Source organism: Aliiglaciecola sp. 2_MG-2023, from assembly GCF_030548145.1.
Taxonomy (GTDB): domain Bacteria; phylum Pseudomonadota; class Gammaproteobacteria; order Enterobacterales; family Alteromonadaceae; genus Aliiglaciecola; species Aliiglaciecola lipolytica_A.
In genome coordinates, this window is the sequence record NZ_JAUORY010000036.1 from 1 (window position 1) to 20,780 (window position 20,780).

The following is a 20,780-nucleotide window of genomic DNA, read 5'->3' on the forward strand; positions in this document are numbered from 1 at the left end:
CTCTGTCGATCATGATACTGATTCCCATGCTCATATTTATCAACAGGAAGATCAAGATCAAGATCAAGATCCAGAGCCAGAGCCAGAGCCAGAGCCAGAGCCAGAGCCAGAAGGGTTTTTCAGCAAACTTAAACGCGGGTTGTCGCGAACCAAACAAAATTTAGGTAGTGGTTTTGTTAGTTTATTTAAAGGTAAAAGCATCGATGACGAGTTATTCGAGGAACTCGAAACCCAATTGCTAGTTGCCGACTTGGGTATGGATACCACGAGTAAAATTATTAAGGAGTTAACCGAAAGTGCCAATCGTTCTCAGTTGAAAGATGGCGACGCGTTATATCAACTTCTCAAACAGCAAATGTCGGATATTTTAGGTCAATCTAGTGAACCTCTTAAAATCGACTCAGCTGACGGGCCATTTGTGATTCTGATGGTTGGTGTCAATGGCGTTGGTAAAACCACTACCATCGGGAAATTAGCCAAACAATTTCAACAGCAAGGTAAAAAAGTCATGTTAGCGGCAGGAGATACATTTCGTGCCGCAGCTGTTGAACAGTTGCAAGTTTGGGGAGAAAGGAACAATATTCCTGTGGTTGCCCAGCAAACAGGCTCAGACAGTGCATCGGTTGTTTTTGATGCTTTCCAGTCAGCTAAAGCGAAAAACATGGATATTCTCATCGCAGATACGGCAGGCCGTCTGCAAAATAAAGATCATTTGATGGAAGAGCTCAAAAAGGTCGTTCGGGTCATGAAAAAAATCAACCCGCAAGCCCCCCATGAAATCATGCTTACTATTGATGCTGGTACAGGACAAAATGCAATTAGTCAGACTAAACTGTTTGATGAAGCTGTGGGTTTAACCGGTATCACCCTGACCAAATTAGATGGCACCGCAAAAGGGGGCGTCATATTCGCAATCGCAGACAAGTTTGATATTCCCATACGCTATATTGGTGTGGGTGAAGGGATTGATGATCTTCGTCCATTCGACAATCAGCAGTTTGTAGAAGCACTGTTTCAAGACAATGATAGTTAGACGCAGGTAACAACGTGATTAAGTTTGAACAGGTAAGTAAAACCTATCCAGGCGGGCAACAAGCCTTACGCAAAGTAAGTTTTCATATTGAGCCCGGTGAAATGGCGTTTTTAACCGGCCATTCTGGCGCGGGTAAAAGTACCCTGTTGAAACTCATTAGTATTATGGAGCGTCCTACTGTAGGACGCGTGCTGATCAATGGCCATGACCTAAATACCATACATCGTCGACAAATCGCGTTTATTCGACGAGATATTGGAATGATTTTCCAAAGCCATCAATTATTAATGGATAAAAGCGTGTTTGATAACGTTGCACTGCCATTGGTTATTGAAGGTTACTCCCATAAAGAAACCACTAAACGAGTGCATGCAGCGCTTGAAATGGTTGGTTTACGAGACAAAATAAAAAGCTTTCCAATGATGCTTTCAGGGGGAGAGCAACAACGCGTGGGTATTGCCAGAGCAGTTGTTAATAAACCTCCTTTGTTGTTGGCAGATGAACCGACAGGAAACTTAGATCCTAAATTGTCGATGGAAATCATTCGTTTGTTTGAAGACTTTAATCAAGCTGGCGTATCTGTTTTTATTGCGACCCATGATTTAGGATTAATTGCCCGAATGAAGTACCGATCACTGACCTTAAAACAAGGACAAATGATCACCGATGGTTTGAGTGAAGAGTGGGATAGTGAAGAGCCTAAGGAGTATGATTTTTAATGAGTATTCTGTTTAAAGGCCGGTCTCAAGGTGCTTACTCTTCTAAAATTGGCATGTTCCAGCGCATAACCATGTTTTTTGTCAGTCATGTAAGACAAGCATTAGGGAGCTTAGGTGAACTATGGCGAGCGCCGTTAGCGTCATTGATGACCGTTGGCGTACTTGGGTTGAGTATCACATTACCCAGCACCTTCTATATTTTAGTTAAAAATGCCGAATCGATTGCGGAAAACTGGCAGCAGGCCTCTGAAATAACCTTATTCCTACGTAAAGGGACACAATCCAAAGACGCTAATCAATTAGTGACTAGACTTGGGCTTTGGCCTGAAATCGATTCTGTGACCTATATTCCTGCCGATCAAGGATTGCTTGAATTTCAGCAACAAAGTGGTTTGGGAGAAGCATTGAGTTACTTAGATGAAAACCCGTTACCGGATGTGATTTTAGTCAATCCCACCTCCCAAAATACATCGCCCTCTGCTGCTAAACAGCTATTAGATAAGCTTAATCGTGAACGTCATGTGGAAGTGGGGAAACTCGACATTAAGTGGCTAGAGCGCTTACACGGCTTTTTATCTATCGCCAAAGAATTAATCTATGCCGTCGCTCTTTTGTTATTTCTAGCTGTGGTGTTAATTATTGGCAACACCATTCGCTTAAATATTCTAAGTCGACGGGATGAAATTTTGGTGATGAAATTGGTTGGTGCTACAGATGCATTTATACATCGACCATTTATGTACACCGGTATGTGGTATGGCTTGTTAGGCGGTTTGATGGCTTGGTTTGCGGTTATGTTATTGCTTTGGTGGATGGGCGGTAGTATTGATGCTTTAACCGCGCAATACGCAAAAGACTTCGACTTAACAGGTCTAGATCTTACTTCGCTGCTAGTTATGCTGGGAGTCTCAATCTTTTTAGGATTAGCCGGCTCAATGATATCTGTACATAAGCATGTAAGAAGCATTGAACCGAAATAACTCGAGCTCTAAATCATATTGAGATGAATTACGTTATCTAGGCTATCGCTTTAGGATAGTGTGGAGAGATTGATTGGCGAATTGTATTACCCCATAGCACCGCTTGATTGAACATATGGTGTAAGTGTTTTTGCTCTATTTCCAGTACTTCTGAGATTTTTCTAACTTTCATCCAGGTTGCGCTTTCAAAGGCTCTTGCCAGCAAAATGTAGAGATAAAAATCGTTCTTACCACCACACAATGCATATTTTACCTCGTCTACAATTGGCATTTTATTCACCAATTCCTGCATATCTTGATCTAATAATGCATCTAACAAAGAAAATAAACCGGCCATAAACCCGGTTGGCGGGTTATCGCCAATCTTTCTGTGTTTTGCAATCAAATCACAGAATTTGGCTCGCACTAGAGACATATGTAACAGTTCCATAGGCTTATCATCTGCTAGATTCGCCAGTGCAAGTAGGGCGATGAATTTCTTAATTTCAACTTCACCCATGTAATTTAATGCATGTTTTAACGACGTAATTTTAAAACGTTTATTAATCATTGGGTTATTAATAAACCTCAACAACATATACGACAGGCCAACATCTCGTTCAATAATTTCATTTATACGATCAATACCAAAACTTTCATTCGCTGTTTCGCCTATCAACTCAACCAGCGATAACTTGTTGACTGGCAATGGAGCTTGGTTGAAGTTAACTGGTTTTGAAAAGAAATAACCTTGGAAGTAATCAAAGCCTAAGTCATTAAAGGATATGAAATTTTGTAGCGTATCAACATTATCGGCAACCATTTTGACCTTGGCATTGGAAAACCGTGGCATCTGCTTTGCGATATTAGGAAAAGCATGTTGGAAAGTGTCAATTTTGACGATATTGACGAGGCTGAGTAACTCGCTGCTAGTGGTCAATTTAGGTTCGTTTAAGGCTATCTGAAATCCCATGTCACGGATATTCTGACAGGCTTCAATGATCGATTCTTCGCCCTCAACGTTCTCAGATACTTCGACCACAACAGTATTGGGGTCTAGGCTATTGGGAAGGCCCTTGAGTATGGTCTCATTGGTGAAATTAATAAAAGACGTTTTTTGGCAAGAAATATCGTCTAACGCCAACTTCAAATTTGATTGATTCTGTGGTTGAGGTTGAGATGCATCAACTAATTTGTCAGGAAAACAGTTATTTTTACCGTCTCTAAAAAATAGCTCATACGCAAATACTTCTTTTTCCTTGTCTAAAATTGGTTGCCTAGCCACAAAAGCGAACATCAAAAGCCCCTATTATTCCATTTTATACAAATTTTAATTTGTCGTTTCTGATTTATTAATTAACGAATTGAACGGGTCATAGCTGACGCCCATTTAATCGATTCATTGTAAAAACTATGCAACATGTCTTGATCAAGTTCAAGTTTAGTTGAATGGTGTGTCACACCGTTCCAGTCGCCGTATTCAAACGCTCGAGCAACCACTAAATAATCTCTAAGTTGGCCTTCAATGCCACATAACGCATTCTTTAAGTCGTCGTTTAATGGTAATTTTTTTATTAACTTTGACATATTCTGATCTAACAATGCATCTAAAAGTGAAAATAAACCAACTAAAAATCCTTTAGGTGGGTTATCAGCATCATTCTTAGCCATAGAAATGAGTTCACAAAATTTAGCGCGAACCAAAGACAGATGAATTAACTCAGGTGGTTTTTCATCTCCTAAATTAGCGATGGCCACCAACGCGATAAACTTTTTGATCTCTATTTCGCCCATATAATTCAATGCATGATTTAATGAATTGATTTTATTGCGTTTATTCATAATTGGATTGTTGATAAAACGCATCAACATATACGAGAGGGAGACATCTTTTTCGACGATCTGACAAATTTTGTCGAATTCAAATTGGCTATTTGCACTCTCGCGCATTAACTTCAACAAATTGAGTTTAGAACTCGGAATGTTTTTATGTTTCTTGATTTCGGGTTTAGCAAAAAAGTAGCCTTGGAAAAAATCAAATCCAACAGCTGAGTAACGCAAAAACACGTCATGATTTTCAACTTTTGTCGCCACTAATTTGATGCGAGCTTGTTTAATGCGAGATAGGTTTTGTTCTATAAGCTTAAAGTCAGTGGTGGTAACGTCTACCTTAATTATATTGATAACTGAAAATAGGCGATCCCATTTGGGATCAAAATCATAATCGTCTATGGCTATTTTATAGCCGAGCCCACTGATGTGTTTGCACGCTGCAATAAGCTTTTCAGATACTTTCACACTTTTTATTAACTCAATAACAACCGTTTGCGGATCGAATAGAGTGGGAAATCGATAGAGTAGGGTGTCTGTCTGAAAGTTGATGAAGGCCGTTTTTCCATCTGAAATTTCTTCAACGCCTATTGAAAAGTGGCTGTTTGTAATAATTTTTGATGTCGCTTGATTCGGCTCAATTTCTGGAAAACAGTTACCCTCACCATCTCGAAAAAGTAGTTCGTAAGCAAATACCTGCATCTGTTGGTCAAAGATAGCTTGTCGTGCGATGTAAGAAAACATTTAACCTTGCCTAATACCTGTTCAACTTGATTGAATATTAGTCGAGTATAGTGTTCTATTTTAATTTAAAATTAAACCTTTAAATATAAATATGCGCCCCCATATACCTTGAATGTCTTTTTTGAGACAATTAATTTCAGTTTGAGTGAATTATTTATGACCTTTTGCGGTCTATATACGTAATAGATAATTGGCTTTGCCCATTTGTATTGATAGAATACTGGGCTGTAACGAATAATGAGGTATACATGAGCACAAATATGCAAGCTATGGTATTAAGCGTTCCTCACAGTGGCAGCATTGAAACTTATATTCAAGCTGTTAGCAGCATCAACATGCTGACTGTGGAAGAAGAACGTCAGCTAGCAGAACGTTTGCAGCGAGATGAAGACATTGAAGCGGCACGAAAGCTAGTTATGTCCCATTTACGTTTTGTTGTACATATTGCTAAATCATACTCAGGTTATGGATTACCCCAAGCTGATCTCATTCAGGAAGGCAATATTGGCCTAATGAAAGCAGTGAAGCGATTTGATCCAACTGTCGGTGTGAGACTAGTGTCTTTTGCTGTGCATTGGATAAAAGCAGAGATTCATGAATTTGTGCTTAAAAACTGGCGAATTGTGAAAGTGGCAACCACTAAAGCACAGCGTAAGTTGTTTTTTAACCTGCGTAAAAACAAAAAGCGTCTAGGCTGGTTTACTCACGATGAAGTGCAAAAAGTAGCACAAGAGTTAGGTGTGAGTACCAAAGAAGTACTGCAAATGGAAGCTAGAATGAGCAGCCAAGATCAAGCATTTGATTTGTCTGCTGATGATGACGAAAGTGGAAGTTTTGCACCGGTACAGTTTCTAGAAGACAAAACAACTGATGTAGAAAGCGAAGTAATTAATTCTGATTGGGATAGCAACGCTTCCAAACGTCTGCACTCGGCGATCAAAACCTTAGACGAGCGCAGTCAGCATATTATCCAGACTCGTTGGTTGTCGGATGACAAGTTGACGTTGCAAGATTTGGCTGACAAATATGAAGTGTCTGCTGAACGTGTACGTCAGATTGAAAAGAATGCAATGAAGAAATTGCAGTCAGCGATGGTTGCATAATCAGCTAGTTCAAACATCTATAATGACTTCATAAAAAAGCGCGAATTATTCATCGCGCTTTTTTTATGCTTATTACTTTTACAGAACAACCTAATCCGGTTCTGCAATTTTACTCGGTAATACCCAGAACACACCTTTGAATTCAGCAACTGGTGACTCACCATCTAGAATATCTACTTGTAGTTTGATCGCCACTTTCTTATTTCTTTCTAACAACTCAAGCTTACCTTCCAAGGATTCAATGTTACATAAGGCTCTGGGTTGCATGGTAATAGGTTTATGGTAGTGAATATCACCATCTCCCAATACAATCTCTCCCTCTAATCCTTTTTCTTTCAGTTTTAAATGGATCATTCCCCAGCCAGTTAATGTCGCCAACGAAAAAATACTGCCTGCGAACATAGTGCCATGTAAATTAACATTCTTGTTTAACGAAGCTCTAACTTCTAGTGTCTTGCCACTGTATTGATAGAGTTGAATCCCCATTTGTTCACTAATCGGGATGGTTTCATGCCAGGTATTTTGTAGATCTTGGCACCATTTAGGGTGCAGCATTACTTGGTTCACATCTGACAGTTTTTTAATCATTTGTGAACGTTTCAGTTTACCCATTTCAGTTGGCGCTTCTTTTTCTACTACAAATCCACAAGCTTCAAAAAACTCGATGGATATACGACGACTGTTGGTAACCAATCGTTTCGCACCTTGCTGTCTAGCAACTTCTTCTAATGCCGAATATATTAACTTGCCTATTCCCTTACCTTGGCATTCTTTAGCAACCGCTATATGTCTAATTTGGGCTTCTTCTGACATATTTAAATGTACACGCCCTACAGCAACGACTTTACCGTTGCCATCAACAACCATTCGATGCTCACCAACTTGTTCGTATTCATCTTTCTCAGAGCCTAACGGATGGTTCCATGGCTCCCTCAACATTTCCCAACGGAAATGGAAATACTCTTCAAGTTGTTGCTCCGTTTTTGGCGTTTCTATTCTATACATAAAATAAGTCGTCTCTTTTATTACAGGTCAATTCAAGAAGGATGTTTTTTCAATAATCAACCTAAAACCTATCTTGATATCCACGTTTGCCCGCGAAAAATGTTCATCATTAAAGCGCAATCGCAGACCACGCACAATAGACAGGTTAATTTATTTGAAGATGAAATGTAACGGGGCCGTCGTTTACAAGGGATACCTGCATGTCTGCACCGAATTCGCCGGTTTGACATTCAATACCCTGCTGCTGACAGTAGTTAACGAATTGCTGATACAGCTCTTTACCTAGCTCAGGAGGCGCTGCATCTGAAAATCCGGGTCTATTTCCCTTACGAGTATCGGCAACTAGGGTAAATTGGGAAACAATTAACATAGCACCGCCAAACTGTTGGATATTGAGGTTCATTTTTCCATCAGCATCACTAAACATTCTTAATTTGATTAGTTTGTTGGCAAGTTTTTTAACGGTTTCTAGGGTATCTGTTTTTTCGACACCTAAGAGCAACATCATGCCTTTATCAATTTTTCCAACAATATCATTGTCAATTTCTACATGGGCTCGGGTAACGCGTTGAATCAGTGCAATCAAGATTGTTTCTCTTTTAGAAATTTAGCCATTCTATCGGTTGCGTGACAAATTGCATCGCTTATTCTTGGATCTGATGCGCTATGACCGGCTTCTGGTACTATTAATAATTGTCCCGCACGCCATACTTTACTTAAAGTGTAAGCATTTTCCATTTTACAGACAATATCGAATCGACCGTGGATTATCGTGCCTGGAATGGAGTCAATTTTATGAATATTCTTTAAAATTTGGTTTTCTGCAATGAAGCAGCGATTTTTAATATAATGGCATTCCAACAAAGCCAAGCTGGCTGCACGGCTTAAATTTTGATGGAAATCATGTTCCTTAACCGAGCTATTCAAAACGGAAATGCGTTCTTCCCACATGCACCAAGACTTCGCTGCATGCACTCTGGTGAGTTCATCACCATTTAAAAATATCTGATAAAAACGGTCGGTTACCGAAACGTTTTTAGCGCCTTCTTTTACAATTTCCACAAATTCTTCATAGTACTCAGGAAAAAGTTGTGCAGCGCCTCCGCTGCGCTCAATAAACCATTCAAAATCTTCTTTTCGACCCAAAAACACACCGCGTAAAATAATTGCAGTCACTGTTTCAGGCTTATCAATGGCGTTGAGTAAGGCTAAAGTCGTTCCCCAAGAGCCTCCACAAAGCATCCATTTCTTTATTCCTAGATGCTTTCGAATCATTTCAATATCGCTGAGTATGTGGGCTGTTGTATTCTGTTCTAGCTTAGCAAACGGAAGCGATTTCCCACATCCTCGTTGGTCAAATCCGATTATTCGGTATATGTCAGGATTAAAAAAACTTCGGTACATCGGCGATAATCCTGCACCTGGCCCGCCATGAAGATATAAAACGGGTATGCCTTTTGGGTTACCTGATTGCTCAAGGTAAATTTGGTGCCCGTCACCTACATCTAAAATTTCGCTATCATAGGTTTTAATCGGTGGATATATATGGCTCATAAATTCCGCTTTTGTTTGTTTATTGAATCCATTTGCTTTAATTTAGCACTTAATTCGTAAAATTTACGACTTCTATTCAATAATAACTCGATTTCGGAGGCAAAAATGGCCGGGCAAGGATCTGGCGGCAATGTGATTGCTGCAATTTGTAATATCTTTTTTCCAGGGTTAGGGCAGTTGGTACAGGGCAGAATCTTGGCTGCTCTCATTTTCGCAATCATCTTTTTTGGTGGTGCAGCTCTGTGGTTTTTAATTGTTCCTGGTGTTATTGCTGGGATAGCCTATATTTGGGCAATAATTGATGCTGCTAAATACAAAGGCCCATAGATATGAAAAAAATAATAGTCGTAATCTTTAGTCTTATGATGTTCGGTTGCCAAAGTGCATATTATGCAGCTTGGGAAAAGCTCGGTGTCGAAAAGCGCGATATTTTGGTTGATCGTGTCGAAGAAGCGAAAGATTCTCAAGAAGATGCCCAACAGCAATTTGCCTCTGCGTTAGATGAATTCAGTCAATTAATTAACTTTGACGGTGGCGATTTACAGGATGTGTACGAAGATCTAAGCAGTCAATATGAAGCAAGCAAAGATGCCGCGGACAACGTTAGTAATCGCATTGATAAAGTGGAAAGTGTTGCTGAAGCATTATTTGACGAGTGGACTGAAGAGCTTGAAAAGTATTCAAATGCTAAGTTAAAACGTGATAGTGAAAAACAACTCAGAGAAACACAGAGACGCTATAATTCGTTGATTTCAGCTATGCGTAAAGCGGAGTCAAAAATGCCTCCAGTGCTATCAGCTTTGCAAGACAATGTTCTTTATTTAAAACATAATCTAAATGCCAATGCGGTAGGTGCGTTGCAAGGTGAATTCAACCTAATCAAGAAAGATATTGATGTTCTGATCAAAGAAATGAATTCAGCTATTTCGCAAAGTAATGCGTTTATATCTAGTATTCAATCTTAAATTAAGGGGCAAACTGCCCCTTTAAACTCTTTACGGTTAAATATCTAAAACCTTATTTGTGTGGCTCTTCGGGCAAATCATCGGGTTTTACATGATTTTCTTCATCGCCATCATCATCAGGTATCAGATTGCGCTCTTCACCAGTGTCTTCCTCTGGCATTATACGTTCCAACGCTCGGGTGAATTCAGCGCCCACCAAAACCAATATCCAACTTAAATATACCCACACAAACAAAATGGGAACAACCGCAATTGCCCCATATATCACTTGATAAGAAGGGAAGTTTTCCACATACATGGAAAACATTTTTTTGGATAATTCGAATAGACCGGCAGCCAAGATTGCGCCTGATAGAGCATGTTTATAGCTGATCTGTTTGTTCGGTACGACCATGTATAAAATGAAGAAGGCAATCACTGAGGTGATAAATGGGACTACTTTGAGCAATACAGTGCTAAAGCCTGGCGTATATTCGTCAGCGTAGTTAGCCAAACCGACCAAGTAAGAGCTGACCAAGACACTGACTCCAATTAAAAGGGGAGCTAAAGTAAGTACCATCCAGTAAATGGCAAAGGTGTATATGCGAGGGCGTTCGCTTTTAGCTTGCCATATTCTGTTAAGGGTTTTATCAACATTAGAAATAAGGGTTAATGCAACCACCACCAGAAACGCAATACTTAAGGCTCCCATTTTGGAGGCATTATTGACGAATTCTGTCATATGTTTTTGCAACACATCGCCAGAGGTGGGAATGAAGTTATTAAATACAAACTGCTCTAAGTGCTGCCTTACTTCTGAAAACGCTGGAAACGCCGACAGAATGCTGAAAAACACAACAATAAAGGGTACTAACGACAGCAGAGAAACATAAGCGAGATGGCCAGCAGAAACACTAATGTTATCTTTTTGGCAGTGGTGGACAACATTCCGCAACACAATATATACGTGCCCTAAAAAGCGTTTACTCTGTGCGAACCAGTTCTGCTGTGTCATACCACTCTCAAAATTAATTTATAGCAACAGCAGTTTATCCGTTTTGTGCACGAACGCCTAGTAAATGACAAATTGCGTAGCTTAATTCACTTCTGTTTAGAGTATAAAAATGGAAGTCTCGTATTCCTTCTTTGGCTAATACTTTGACTGTATCCATTGCGATGCTTGCACCCATTAGATTTCGAGTTGTCTGATCGTCTTGATCTAAGCCATCGTACATTTTGTGTAACCAGTTAGGTACGTGCACGTTGGTAAATCCGGCAAAGCGTTTAAGAGTTTGATAATTTGTCACAGGTAATATGCCCGGTACAATATCTAAATCTATACCCGCCGCCGCAGCACGGTCTCGAAAACGTAAAAATACCTCTGCATCAAAGAAAAATTGACTAATTGCTTGGGTGGCTCCTGCTTCCGCTTTACGTTTCAGGTTAAGCAAATCGAACTGTGCATTGGGCGCTTCAGGGTGTTTCTCAGGATAAGCTGCAACAGAAATATCAAAATCGGCTACGTCTTTTAGCAAAGCGACTAAGTCTGATGCGTACATTTCGGTTTTTTCAGTACCTGCTGGTAGATCGCCTCGTAGCGCAACGATTCGTCTAATACCTGACTGCCAATAATCTTTGGCTATCTGGATTAGCTCTTCTCTACCTGCGTCTACGCATGTTAAATGGGGGACAGCTGGCACACCAGTTTCACTTTGAATCCGTTTAACCACGTCATGAGTCCGGTCTCTTTCACCACTGTTGGCACCATAAGTTACCGACATATAGGCTGGCTTCAATGGCGCTAGACGCTCAACTGATTTCCAAAGTGTTTGTTCCATTTGTTCCGTTTTAGGCGGGAAAAATTCAAAAGAAACATTGATATCGCTTAACTCAGACAGCGATTGATTTAGCGACTCAATACCTTGTGCGTAAGAGACCATGCTGTACTCCAATATGTAAAATAATAATAATACCAATCTATTTTCTGTTAGTACTTTTACGTACAATTTGGTATTAGCCGTTTAGACGTCTAAACTAAACTGAGAATGATAAGCCGTCAAGATGTTTAGACATCTAATAGACTTGAGGTTAGACTTTCATCTTATAAGAAAGATAAAAGAGCAACAGTATGGCAAAGTGGAACGGAAAATACATACATCCCTACGCTGAACACGGTAAAAAAAGTGAACTCGTAAAAAAAGTAACAGTTTCAATCCCGTTAAAGGTTTTGAAGGTCCTTACGGATGAGCGAACTCGTCGACAGGTAAATAATTTAAGGCATGCAACAAATTCAGAACTGTTGTGTGAGGCATTCTTGCACGCTTTTACTGGACAACCACTCCCTGACGATGACGATCTTCGCAAAGACAATCCCAATCGAATTCCCAAAGAGGCTCGAGAGTTAATGGAAGCGATGGGTCTAGAAGTGAAGGAAATTGACGACTGATCAGAGTTAGGCGCTACACTAACTATGTTATGCTTTCAATTGCATCAATCCACAATTGTAAAATCCCATTATTGGTGCAAAAATAGTCAAGATTCGAGTGAGTTTCATGATTTATTCATCTTTGTGCATTATTCTCGCTTTGGCAGGTAGATTGCATTAAGAACATTAGCTGTTTAATTGAAAATTAATTAAGTGAATAAATAGTCATATAAATATCGCCAATTGAGGACAAGTTAACATGGTAAAAACACCGCGTATCCCGCGCAATACAATGAATGATCATAGTCTCGAGTGGGCTCAGAAGCGTCGTGAATACCTTACCGAACAAACAGGCACGGAACTGCCACATACTGGGCATTTTTCTATCGACCCAGAAGCGCTCCCTGGCAATATTGAAAATTTCATAGGTGTCGTGCAGATGCCAGTCGGAATTGCCGGTCCTGTTCAGGTGAATGGTGAATATGCGAATGGCTTATTTCATGTACCCTTAGCGACAACTGAAGGTACTTTAGTTGCAAGTTACAGCCGAGGCATGCGAGTTATAAATGAGTGCGGTGGCGTCAATACGACAGTTGTTGAACAGTTTATGCAACGAGCCCCCGCGTTTATTTTTGCCAATGCTAGAGAAGCTCGTGAATTCGGCAAGTGGATAGATGAACACTTTTTAGAAATTAAAGCGGCAGCTGAAACAACGACTAGTATTGGTAAGCTAGAACACATCATGCAGTGGTCTGTTTCAAAAACACGTTATTTACGTTTTAACTACACCACTGGCGATGCAGCTGGACAAAATATGGTGGGTAAAGCAACCCTTGCTGCTTGCGAATGGATAGTGGCGAATTATCCTGAAAAGTGTGAATACCTATTATCGGGTAATATGGATACTGATAAAAAGCATTCCCACCTGAACATGTTGCACTCTCGTGGTAAACGAGTAATCGCTGAAATCGTACTTAAAAAAGACGTGCTTAAAAAGATCATGAAAGTCGATACCAAAATGTTGGCTCGGGCTACTGTGTTGGCTAATACTGGCGCGTTGATGGCTGGAGCTGCATACAACGGTCCACATTCGGCGAATGGAATTGCATCGATATTTATTGCCACAGGGCAAGATGAAGCCAATGTGGTGGAGTCTCATGCAGGTTTACTTTCCCATGAACTTTTGGATAACGGCGATTTTTACCTTTCTGTTACCTTGCCGTCGTTAATTGTTGCAACTTATGGTGGCGGAACGGGCTTACCGACTCAAAAAGAGTGTCTTGAACTGATGGATTGTTATGGCACAGGTAAAGCCAACAAGTTCGCAGAGATCGTTGCCGCAACGGTATTAGCTGGAGATATTTCTTTGGCTTGTGCGGTTATTGGCGGGCATTGGGTCAGTAGTCACGATAAATTTGGTCGCAACAGAGACTAGGTTATATTCAAGTATTCAGATCACCTCGCGATGGGGTGGTCATGAATTTTCTGCTATTGACTTTTAATTCTAGCCATTAAATACACATCCGTTAATTCTCCGTTTCTAAATGCGTAATTTTGCGCAGTCCCTTCAATTTTAAAGCCAAATTTTTTATAAAGAGCAATGGCACTATCATTATCTGTATACACTTCTAGTTCGATACGGGTGACGGCCAACCAATTTTCAAGTAAATCAATTGCAGCTTTAAGTAATTGACTACCGTAACCTTGATTACTTTTGCTAGGTACCACCGCCATGCCGATATTTGCTGCGTGTTTACGTCTATTATTAGTACATACTTCTATGCCTATCTGAGCAACGATTTGCGCATGCTCTGTGACAACTAAACTATAGAAATTATCCGGCTTGTCGCCTAAAAATGCCTCCCAGCTATCCAACGAAGGGTAGGGTAACTGAAGCGTATTGGCGTAGTTTATAGTTTGTTCATAGATTTGTTTAATTTGTGGAATGTCGGCTTTATCACTGTGTCGAATTTGCATCTAAATTCCTTTTTAGCCGGGATTGCAGAAAGAAGGCGCTAAGCGCCTCACTTTATTCAGCCAAATAGTTTTTTGGCAGTTCTGTAATGGCTGCGACTCCTGAATCGATAGCTGCCTGGGCAACGGCAGTAGCCACTCGCTTACACAACCGAGGATCCATAGGTTTGGGAATTATGTATTGACGCCCAAACTCTAACTTATCAATGTCACTGGCATCTAATACTTGCTGAGGAACAGCTTCTTTAGCAATACTACGAATGGCATTGACGGCTGCAATTTTCATTTCGTCATTTATTTTAGAAGCTCTAACATCAAGTGCACCCCTAAAGATAAATGGGAAACACAGTACATTGTTTACCTGATTTGGATAATCAGAGCGACCCGTTGCCATAATCAGATCATCACGAACTTTATGGGCTAATTCCGGTTTAATTTCTGGATCTGGGTTTGAACAAGCAAAAATAACCGGGTTCGCAGCCATCAGTTTCAATGCTGATGCTGGCAATACATCGGGGCCTGAAACACCTACAAAAACATCTGCGCCATCCATTACATCTTCAAGTGTGCGCTTGTCAGTATTGTTAGCAAACATTTGTTTATGAGGGGTTAGGTCGTCACGACGAGTATGAATGACGCCTTTTCTATCAAGCATATAAATTCGTTCACGCTGGGCACCACATTTTATCAATAGTTCCATGCATGCGACAGCCGCAGCTCCCGCACCCATACATACCACATTGACGTCAGCGACATTTTTACCCTGAATTTCCAACGCATTGAGCATACCTGCAGCAGTTACGATTGCTGTACCGTGCTGATCATCGTGAAATACGGGTACTGAACAACGTTTAATCAACTCTTGTTCAATTTCAAAACATTCGGGGGCTTTAATATCTTCTAAGTTAATACCGCCAAAGGTATCGGCGATACTTGCCACTGTATTGATGAACTCTTCAGTTGTACGATGGGTCACTTCAATATCAATTGAGTCTAAGCCGGCAAAGCGTTTAAACAACAATGCTTTACCTTCCATTACCGGCTTTGATGCAAGCGGGCCTAAATTGCCTAAACCTAATATCGCCGTTCCGTTGGTAATGACTGCCACCATGTTACCTTTACCAGTATATAAATATGCGGCATTAGGGTCTGCTGCAATCTCTCTAACTGGTTCGGCAACACCGGGGCTATATGCTAATGCTAAATCTGTAACACTTTCTGCCGGTTTTGTTAGCTCAACGCTAATCTTTCCCGGTACAGGTTTGGAATGATAATCCAATGCTTTTTGTCGAAAATCAGACATAACTGTCCTGTTCCTTACTTTGTAGGGTAAACACATCAATTAACTGAAAACTATCAGCTTGTAACAGAGTGTTCGGTTAAGGGTTATTTAATTAATATCAGCTTATTATTTTAATTCTCGCGCTTTAAAACACCTTCAGATGTATACAAAAGCGGCTGCTACCAATTGGTCGAATGTAACATAGCTTAAACAAAACCACATATCAGATGAGGCTATGAATACTATTCACGAATATGATATGAGTTAGCAATTAAGGATGTACGCCTTATTATTCTATCCTGTAAAGCCTTGAAAGTTTTCACTCTTTATATAACTTTTCATCTGAACTCATATAAAACTTTTCACTTGTGTTAGAACCAATATCATTTTATAACGGGGTATCTCCTTAATATAATGGTAATTCTCTTCTTCTTAGCTTATGACTGATAATCGACCGTTAATCAAGCACATAAAAAATCATGATGCATTGTTTTCTGATTTAGCCCTGATTCGAAACGCCCATGCGGCGCAACTTGGTTTTGTCCAATATGGTTATCATAAAACGCCAAAATTCATTAGCGCTGATGGGCAAAGGCATTGTATTGAACCTGAGCGTAGTGTTGTTTTGCCGAATCTTACTGCGCTCAAGGGCGTAAAAACGATTTTGAGTAAGGTGCTGCCGGGTCTTTCTTTAGTAACTAAAAGTGAGTTAGGTTTTCGCTATCCAACCGCGGCACTTGCAGGTCTAGATGCGCCCTTTATTAAGCGTTTTCGCTCGGAATACTTCCATCGAGTAGGGGAGGATCGCAATATATGTCGGCCAACGAATCTGTCCTATGGGATCAAAAGTCGTGGTAAAGGCGATAATCGACAAGAATATGAAATATGGGTTCCAGATGATCAACTGCAACAAGATCCTCTTCCCTTGTTTATTGATAAGTATGGTGAAGATTTACCTAACGATGTTCGCGATTTTGCAACTCAAACTCCTATAGTGCATGGTTGGATGGGGGTAAAAAGAGCTGCGTTTGAAGCACTGTTTCACGATCCTGAAATTACCGGAGACTTGGTGATTTGTCTAGGCTTCTCTGTTGATGTGTATAACATTGGTGCGCGACCCGATTTATCCTTTTCAGAAGAGTTAAAAAGTTCAGTAGCGGTAAGTAATGTCGAGTTGGAATGGGAGATTATGGGGTATTATGCACCGAATAACTACCAATTCGAGCATGACATAGTATGGCAGGCCATTAACAATACATTGGCGGCAATTGGTGAGCCAATTAGCGATGTATATGACAAGCAAATTATTCCAATTCAGGAAAGTAAGACTGAACGTATCTTATCTACAATTCAAGCGCAAGGTATTAGCTCTGAGCAGATTGCTAATATGGATTTAAAACCATGGGAGTTTTTACAGACAGCAAGTTCTCATCGACGAAAGCCAAAAGATCCCAGTCGCTCGATTAATTTACTTGGGCGATTAAACCGCCTATTTTATCAAGCTCAAAGAAAGCTGCCGTCACTTAAACATATTCATGATTTAATTGCCGAATAAAGTCGTCCATTACGCCAAAAAAACAGGCACAAAAAAAGGCGCATTAAGCGCCTTTTTCAATTCGTAGCAGTTAGGCTTATTTTTTGCCCAATGCACCGAAACGTTTCTTGAACTTGTCAACACGACCACCAGTATCAACATTACGTTGCTTACCAGTGTAGAATGGGTGACATGCTGAACATACGTCAAGGTTCATGTCTCTACCAAGGGTTGAACGAACAACAATTTTGTTGCCACAAGAGCAAGTAGCTGTCATTTCAGTGTATTCTGGATGAATATCTTGTTTCATATGGATTACCTCATTTCTGGGCCGTATCGCTATACAACCCGAAGTTGCACACCATACGCAAATTAAATTAAATAGCGGCTTGCCGCAAAGAGGCGCGCATATTAATGTAAAGGACTGTATTGATCAAGTTGTTTTTCGACTGTTTGTTAACCAAATCGTGTCTTTAATAGCACTAAATCGTCTAGGATTATCGAATTTAGCCCATGCCCATTTATCAAATTGCACTGCCGTTACCCAAACGACAATTGTTCGATTATCTTCATGCAGATGGCGACCTGTTGCCTGGTTGTCGTGTTCGGGTGCCATTTGGGCCCAGAGAGCTTATAGGTATTGTGTTTTCAACCACCGAGGACTCTCCTTTTTTAAGTAAATTAAAACCGATCAATCAGGTTATCGACGAGCAGCCTGTAATCGATAAAACGCTACTGTCCCTGTGTAATTGGTTGGCGAGCTATTACCATCACCCAATTGGTGAAGTGATGCACACCGTATTGCCAGTGGCATTGCGTAAGGGTGAATCTGACAAGCCTAAACCAATTCAAATGCTGTGTTTAACGGATGCGAATCAAGACGAGATCCCTGAGCAACTCAATCGAGCTAAAAAGCAACGCGAACTTTATATCGAACTTTTGCAGCGACCGATATCACTGAGTACACTAAAACAGACCTATACCGACGGTGTTATCAAAGCTTTAGTGGAAAAAAAGATTGCTAAAGTGGAATCAGTTTTTGAACAAAACGAAAGGTCTCAATTTACTATTGACGGATCCATTGAAAAGCCCCAACCCAATGTTGAACAAGCCCTAGCAATAACTGCAATCAGTCAATCGTTAGCCCAATACACAAGCTTTTTATTGGAAGGGATTACCGGTAGTGGTAAAACCGAAGTGTATTTACAAAGCATTGAAGAGGTTCTAAAAAGCCACAAACAAGTATTAATCCTGGTACCAGAGATTGGTTTAACACCGCAAACTGTAAAACGCTTTGAAAAACGCTTTGGGATTGAAGTGGGGATTTTGCATTCTAATCTAACCGATAACGAGCGCTTGGCAGTGTGGCAAAAAAGTCGTTCCGGCAAGCTGGGGATCATTATTGGAACACGTTCGTCAATTTTCACCCCTATGGCGCGTCCTGGAATGATAATTGTTGATGAAGAGCATGATGCTTCGTATAAACAGCAAGATGGTCTTAAATACAGTGCCCGTGATTTAGCCGTAATACGTGCAAAAGAACATAAGATTCCACTTATATTGGGTTCAGCAACACCTAGTTTAGAGTCGCTGAACAACGCGTTATCTGGCCGCTATCGGCTATTGCAGCTTAATCAACGTGCGGGTAACGCCTTGCAGGCTAAACAAAGTGTTTTAGATATTACTAACCAGCCATTAACTGCTGGTTTAGCGAGCGGAATGCTTACCCGCATTGAACAGCACTTGAAAGCGGGTAATCAAGTGATGTTATTTGTTAATCGTCGAGGATATGCACCTGCTTTACTTTGCCACAGTTGTGGGCATGTGGAAGAGTGTAAACGTTGCAATAAACCGTACACAGTGCACAAGTCGTTACACAAAATGCAATGTCATCACTGTGGTGCGGCTAAGGCATTACCTAAACAATGTAAAGAATGTGGTCATCATGAGTTGCTCACTCAAGGAGTCGGTACTGAACAATTAACCATGTATTTGGAACAACAATTTCCTCAATACAGTGCGGTGAGAATCGACAGTGATAGTGTGCGAGGTAAAGCAAAGTTAGACAATTTATTAACAGAAATTAATGCTGGATCCCATCAGATTTTAATTGGGACGCAGATTTTATCCAAAGGTCATCATTTTCCAAATGTCACTCTGGTGGTGATTTTAGATGCTGACGGTGCACTGTTCAGTGCAGACTTTAGAGCTTCAGAGCATCTCGCTCAACTAATCACTCAGCTTTCTGGCAGAGCGGGTAGAGCCCAGAAACCGGGCGAAATGTGGTTGCAAACCCATCAACCTGGACACCCATTGTTGCAAGACTTGATTCATAACGGCTATGGTCATTTTGCACGCTTTGCACTTTCGGAAAGAAAGTTAGCCAATTTACCGCCTTTTAGTTTTCACGCACTGTTTAGAACGGAATCATTGAAGGCTCAAGATGGCTTTGAGTTTTTGTCTCAGGTAGCGCAAATGACGCAACATCCGCAGATTCGTGTTGTTGGGCCTATTCCTGCCATTATGGAAAAACGGCAAGGGAAATATCGCATGCAACTGTTAATGCAAAGTCAAAGTCGCGCTTTGCTAAATCACGTTATTGGCCATTTCGCAACTGAAATTGAGGCATTACCCAGCGCAAGAAAAGTCCGATGGTCAATTGATATCGATCCGCAAGATTTCATCTAAATCTTGGTTTTATTGTTGGTTTTATGTGGCTGTTCACGATACTATTTGCCTTGAACTCAGGAATAAGATGCATCGTCTGAGTAATCACTAATCATATATTTCAAATGCATTGCCGTTAGTTCATTACCCTAGAAATCACTCTCACTTATTAAAATAATAAATATGGCACACAAAGATTTTGTAAAGCGCGGTCAGGCACCTAAAAAGAAACCAGTCAAAAAAGTGGAAAAGCCGAAGCGTCCTTGGTTTCCATTTCTTATTACCTTAATACTCGTCAGCGGTTTTGCTTATTTTTTATGGGCCATAAGCCACCCATCTAGTTCAGACGAGGTTCCACAAGAACAGCCGCAAGTGGAACCAAAACCACAAAAGCAAAAGGTACAAGGGAAGACCAATGATCAGGAATCATTACCTGAAATGCCAGAAGAAGAATATATTTATCCTGAAGAACTTGAACACGGTAGCGTAGAGATAGATCGTAAAGAACAAGAAAAGTCAGCACGACCTTATTTGATGCAATGTGGTTCATTTAGGCAAAAACAGCAAGCCGAAAAAATGCGCGCCCAATTGGCTCTGCAAGGATTAGAATCGTTAGTGAAGGCCAGTGAAGGTAAAAATGGTCTTTGGTATCGTGTCATTTTAGGTCCGTACGATTATAAAAGAGATGCTGAGACAGACCGACATGTTATCCAGCGTATCGGTATTGGTTCCTGCCAAATTTGGTACTGGGACCTTTAAGCCTTGTAGCATGGCCTTTAGGCCATGGATTTAAAATCTCCCACGGGTCTAAAGCGCCCGCCTACAGGTTGTTTTGCATTTGTAGCATGGACTTCAGGCCATGGATTTAAAATCTCCCACGGGTCTAAAGCGCCCGCCTACAGATTGTTTTGCATTTGTAGCATGGCCTTCAGGCCATGGATTTAAAATCTCCCACGGGTCTAAAGCGCCCGCCTACAGGTTGTTTTGCATTTGTAGCATGGCCTTCA

General features: G+C 40.7%; 21 protein-coding genes. 11 read left to right on the forward strand and 10 right to left on the reverse strand.

The genetic code is table 11. The features are described from left to right. The 3 genes from ftsY to ftsX form a co-directional block, all read left to right on the forward strand. On the forward strand, nt 1-1,033 hold a 1,033-nt coding region (ftsY, locus tag Q4567_RS21175; protein ID WP_303502262.1), incomplete at its 5' end, for a signal recognition particle-docking protein FtsY. Nucleotides 1,034-1,047: 14 nt separating this feature from the next. Continuing rightward, nucleotides 1,048-1,752: a cell division ATP-binding protein FtsE gene (gene ftsE / locus Q4567_RS21180; RefSeq protein WP_216049155.1), complete on the forward strand. Its 705-nt coding sequence runs from the start codon at nt 1,048-1,050 to the stop codon at nt 1,750-1,752. After that, nucleotides 1,752-2,732, forward strand: a complete 981-nt coding sequence (gene ftsX / locus Q4567_RS21185) for a permease-like cell division protein FtsX (protein ID WP_216049154.1) — start codon at nt 1,752-1,754, stop codon at nt 2,730-2,732. Before ftsE ends, ftsX begins: the two co-directional genes overlap by 1 nt. Nucleotides 2,733-2,769: 37 nt before the next feature. Here ftsX and Q4567_RS21190 read toward each other — a convergent pair whose 3' ends face one another. Continuing rightward, nucleotides 2,770-4,008, reverse strand: a complete 1,239-nt coding sequence (locus Q4567_RS21190; RefSeq protein ID WP_216049153.1) for an EAL and HDOD domain-containing protein — start codon at nt 4,006-4,008, stop codon at nt 2,770-2,772. Between the two features lie 59 nt (nt 4,009-4,067). Beyond that, the gene (locus Q4567_RS21195) at nt 4,068-5,285 is read right to left on the reverse strand and encodes an EAL and HDOD domain-containing protein (protein ID WP_216049152.1); all 1,218 of its coding nucleotides are present in this window, start codon (nt 5,283-5,285) and stop codon (nt 4,068-4,070) included. A gap of 248 nt (nt 5,286-5,533) precedes the next feature. On the opposite strand from Q4567_RS21195, the gene rpoH reads away from it, so the two are divergent. Continuing rightward, nucleotides 5,534-6,388 carry an RNA polymerase sigma factor RpoH gene (gene rpoH / locus Q4567_RS21200; RefSeq protein ID WP_216049151.1) on the forward strand — a complete coding sequence of 285 codons (855 nt, stop codon included), beginning with the start codon at nt 5,534-5,536 and terminating at the stop codon, nt 6,386-6,388. 90 nt (nt 6,389-6,478) lie between these two features. On the opposite strand, the gene Q4567_RS21205 is transcribed toward rpoH, so the two are convergent. From Q4567_RS21205 to pip, 3 genes are all read right to left on the reverse strand, one after another. After that, nucleotides 6,479-7,393 (reverse strand): bifunctional GNAT family N-acetyltransferase/hotdog fold thioesterase, encoded by a 915-nt coding sequence (locus tag Q4567_RS21205; RefSeq protein WP_303502269.1) that lies wholly within the window; start codon nt 7,391-7,393, stop codon nt 6,479-6,481. Nucleotides 7,394-7,538: 145 nt separating this feature from the next. Beyond that, the gene (gene dtd / locus Q4567_RS21210) at nt 7,539-7,979 is read right to left on the reverse strand and encodes a D-aminoacyl-tRNA deacylase (RefSeq protein ID WP_216049149.1); all 441 of its coding nucleotides are present in this window, start codon (nt 7,977-7,979) and stop codon (nt 7,539-7,541) included. Continuing rightward, on the reverse strand, nt 7,976-8,947 hold the full coding sequence (gene pip, locus Q4567_RS21215; RefSeq protein ID WP_216049148.1) for a prolyl aminopeptidase: 972 nt from the start codon (nt 8,945-8,947) through the stop codon (nt 7,976-7,978). Before pip ends, dtd begins: the two co-directional genes overlap by 4 nt. 105 nt (nt 8,948-9,052) lie before the next feature. Here pip and Q4567_RS21220 point away from each other — a divergent pair, with 105 nt between their 5' ends. Together Q4567_RS21220 and Q4567_RS21225 are read left to right on the forward strand one after the other, a co-directional pair. Continuing rightward, complete coding sequence (locus tag Q4567_RS21220; RefSeq protein WP_216049147.1) at nt 9,053-9,274, forward strand: hypothetical protein; 222 nt, start codon at nt 9,053-9,055, stop codon at nt 9,272-9,274. A 2-nt stretch (nt 9,275-9,276) separates the two neighbouring features. After that, complete coding sequence (locus Q4567_RS21225) at nt 9,277-9,912, forward strand: DUF2959 domain-containing protein (protein WP_216049146.1); 636 nt, start codon at nt 9,277-9,279, stop codon at nt 9,910-9,912. A 52-nt stretch (nt 9,913-9,964) separates the two neighbouring features. Here the strand turns inward: Q4567_RS21225 and Q4567_RS21230 are convergent, their stop codons facing one another. Together Q4567_RS21230 and metF are read right to left on the reverse strand one after the other, a co-directional pair. Continuing rightward, nucleotides 9,965-10,906: a virulence factor BrkB family protein gene (locus Q4567_RS21230; protein ID WP_303502274.1), complete on the reverse strand. Its 942-nt coding sequence runs from the start codon at nt 10,904-10,906 to the stop codon at nt 9,965-9,967. A gap of 34 nt (nt 10,907-10,940) precedes the next feature. Continuing rightward, nucleotides 10,941-11,831, reverse strand: a complete 891-nt coding sequence (metF, locus tag Q4567_RS21235; RefSeq protein WP_216049144.1) for a methylenetetrahydrofolate reductase — start codon at nt 11,829-11,831, stop codon at nt 10,941-10,943. 188 nt (nt 11,832-12,019) lie between these two features. On the opposite strand from metF, the gene metJ reads away from it, so the two are divergent. Then, nucleotides 12,020-12,337, forward strand: a complete 318-nt coding sequence (metJ, locus tag Q4567_RS21240; protein ID WP_216049143.1) for a met regulon transcriptional regulator MetJ — start codon at nt 12,020-12,022, stop codon at nt 12,335-12,337. Between the two features lie 238 nt (nt 12,338-12,575). Continuing rightward, a complete protein-coding gene (locus tag Q4567_RS21245; RefSeq protein WP_216049142.1) occupies nt 12,576-13,751 on the forward strand; it encodes a hydroxymethylglutaryl-CoA reductase in 1,176 nt (391 codons plus the stop codon). Nucleotides 13,752-13,804: 53 nt separating this feature from the next. On the opposite strand, the gene Q4567_RS21250 is transcribed toward Q4567_RS21245, so the two are convergent. Both Q4567_RS21250 and Q4567_RS21255 read right to left on the reverse strand, forming a co-directional pair. After that, nucleotides 13,805-14,293, reverse strand: coding sequence for a GNAT family N-acetyltransferase (locus Q4567_RS21250; RefSeq protein WP_216049141.1), 489 nt, complete (start codon nt 14,291-14,293; stop codon nt 13,805-13,807). 52 nt (nt 14,294-14,345) lie between these two features. Continuing rightward, a complete protein-coding gene (locus Q4567_RS21255; RefSeq protein ID WP_216049140.1) occupies nt 14,346-15,593 on the reverse strand; it encodes a malic enzyme-like NAD(P)-binding protein in 1,248 nt (415 codons plus the stop codon). 418 nt (nt 15,594-16,011) lie between these two features. Between Q4567_RS21255 and Q4567_RS21260 the strand changes: the two genes are divergently transcribed. Continuing rightward, a complete protein-coding gene (locus Q4567_RS21260) occupies nt 16,012-17,127 on the forward strand; it encodes a hypothetical protein (RefSeq protein ID WP_216049139.1) in 1,116 nt (371 codons plus the stop codon). A 76-nt stretch (nt 17,128-17,203) separates the two neighbouring features. On the opposite strand, the gene rpmE is transcribed toward Q4567_RS21260, so the two are convergent. Next, nucleotides 17,204-17,416, reverse strand: a complete 213-nt coding sequence (rpmE, locus tag Q4567_RS21265) for a 50S ribosomal protein L31 (protein WP_216049138.1) — start codon at nt 17,414-17,416, stop codon at nt 17,204-17,206. Between the two features lie 203 nt (nt 17,417-17,619). On the opposite strand from rpmE, the gene priA reads away from it, so the two are divergent. Together priA and Q4567_RS21275 are read left to right on the forward strand one after the other, a co-directional pair. Beyond that, complete coding sequence (gene priA / locus Q4567_RS21270) at nt 17,620-19,794, forward strand: primosomal protein N' (protein ID WP_216049137.1); 2,175 nt, start codon at nt 17,620-17,622, stop codon at nt 19,792-19,794. A gap of 162 nt (nt 19,795-19,956) precedes the next feature. Next, complete coding sequence (locus Q4567_RS21275; RefSeq protein WP_216049136.1) at nt 19,957-20,532, forward strand: SPOR domain-containing protein; 576 nt, start codon at nt 19,957-19,959, stop codon at nt 20,530-20,532. Nucleotides 20,533-20,780 lie beyond the last annotated feature (248 nt).

Excerpts from the sequence above, each read along its gene's own strand:
- priA (WP_216049137.1), top strand. The coding sequence starts at position 17,620 with ATGCCCATTTATCAAATTGCACTGCCGTTACCCAAACGACAATTGTTC.
- Q4567_RS21245 (WP_216049142.1), top strand. The coding sequence starts at position 12,576 with ATGGTAAAAACACCGCGTATCCCGCGCAATACAATGAATGATCATAGT.
- metF (WP_216049144.1), bottom strand. The coding sequence starts at position 11,831 with ATGGTCTCTTACGCACAAGGTATTGAGTCGCTAAATCAATCGCTGTCT.
- Q4567_RS21225 (WP_216049146.1), top strand. The coding sequence starts at position 9,277 with ATGAAAAAAATAATAGTCGTAATCTTTAGTCTTATGATGTTCGGTTGC.
- Q4567_RS21255 (WP_216049140.1), bottom strand. The coding sequence starts at position 15,593 with ATGTCTGATTTTCGACAAAAAGCATTGGATTATCATTCCAAACCTGTA.
- Q4567_RS21220 (WP_216049147.1), top strand. The coding sequence starts at position 9,053 with ATGGCCGGGCAAGGATCTGGCGGCAATGTGATTGCTGCAATTTGTAAT.
- Q4567_RS21190 (WP_216049153.1), bottom strand. The coding sequence starts at position 4,008 with ATGTTCGCTTTTGTGGCTAGGCAACCAATTTTAGACAAGGAAAAAGAA.
- rpoH (WP_216049151.1), top strand. The coding sequence starts at position 5,534 with ATGAGCACAAATATGCAAGCTATGGTATTAAGCGTTCCTCACAGTGGC.
- Q4567_RS21260 (WP_216049139.1), top strand. The coding sequence starts at position 16,012 with ATGACTGATAATCGACCGTTAATCAAGCACATAAAAAATCATGATGCA.
- Q4567_RS21250 (WP_216049141.1), bottom strand. The coding sequence starts at position 14,293 with ATGCAAATTCGACACAGTGATAAAGCCGACATTCCACAAATTAAACAA.
- Q4567_RS21230 (WP_303502274.1), bottom strand. The coding sequence starts at position 10,906 with ATGACACAGCAGAACTGGTTCGCACAGAGTAAACGCTTTTTAGGGCAC.
- Q4567_RS21205 (WP_303502269.1), bottom strand. The coding sequence starts at position 7,393 with ATGTATAGAATAGAAACGCCAAAAACGGAGCAACAACTTGAAGAGTAT.
- pip (WP_216049148.1), bottom strand. The coding sequence starts at position 8,947 with ATGAGCCATATATATCCACCGATTAAAACCTATGATAGCGAAATTTTA.
- metJ (WP_216049143.1), top strand. The coding sequence starts at position 12,020 with ATGGCAAAGTGGAACGGAAAATACATACATCCCTACGCTGAACACGGT.
- Q4567_RS21275 (WP_216049136.1), top strand. The coding sequence starts at position 19,957 with ATGGCACACAAAGATTTTGTAAAGCGCGGTCAGGCACCTAAAAAGAAA.
- Q4567_RS21195 (WP_216049152.1), bottom strand. The coding sequence starts at position 5,285 with ATGTTTTCTTACATCGCACGACAAGCTATCTTTGACCAACAGATGCAG.
- rpmE (WP_216049138.1), bottom strand. The coding sequence starts at position 17,416 with ATGAAACAAGATATTCATCCAGAATACACTGAAATGACAGCTACTTGC.
- ftsX (WP_216049154.1), top strand. The coding sequence starts at position 1,752 with ATGAGTATTCTGTTTAAAGGCCGGTCTCAAGGTGCTTACTCTTCTAAA.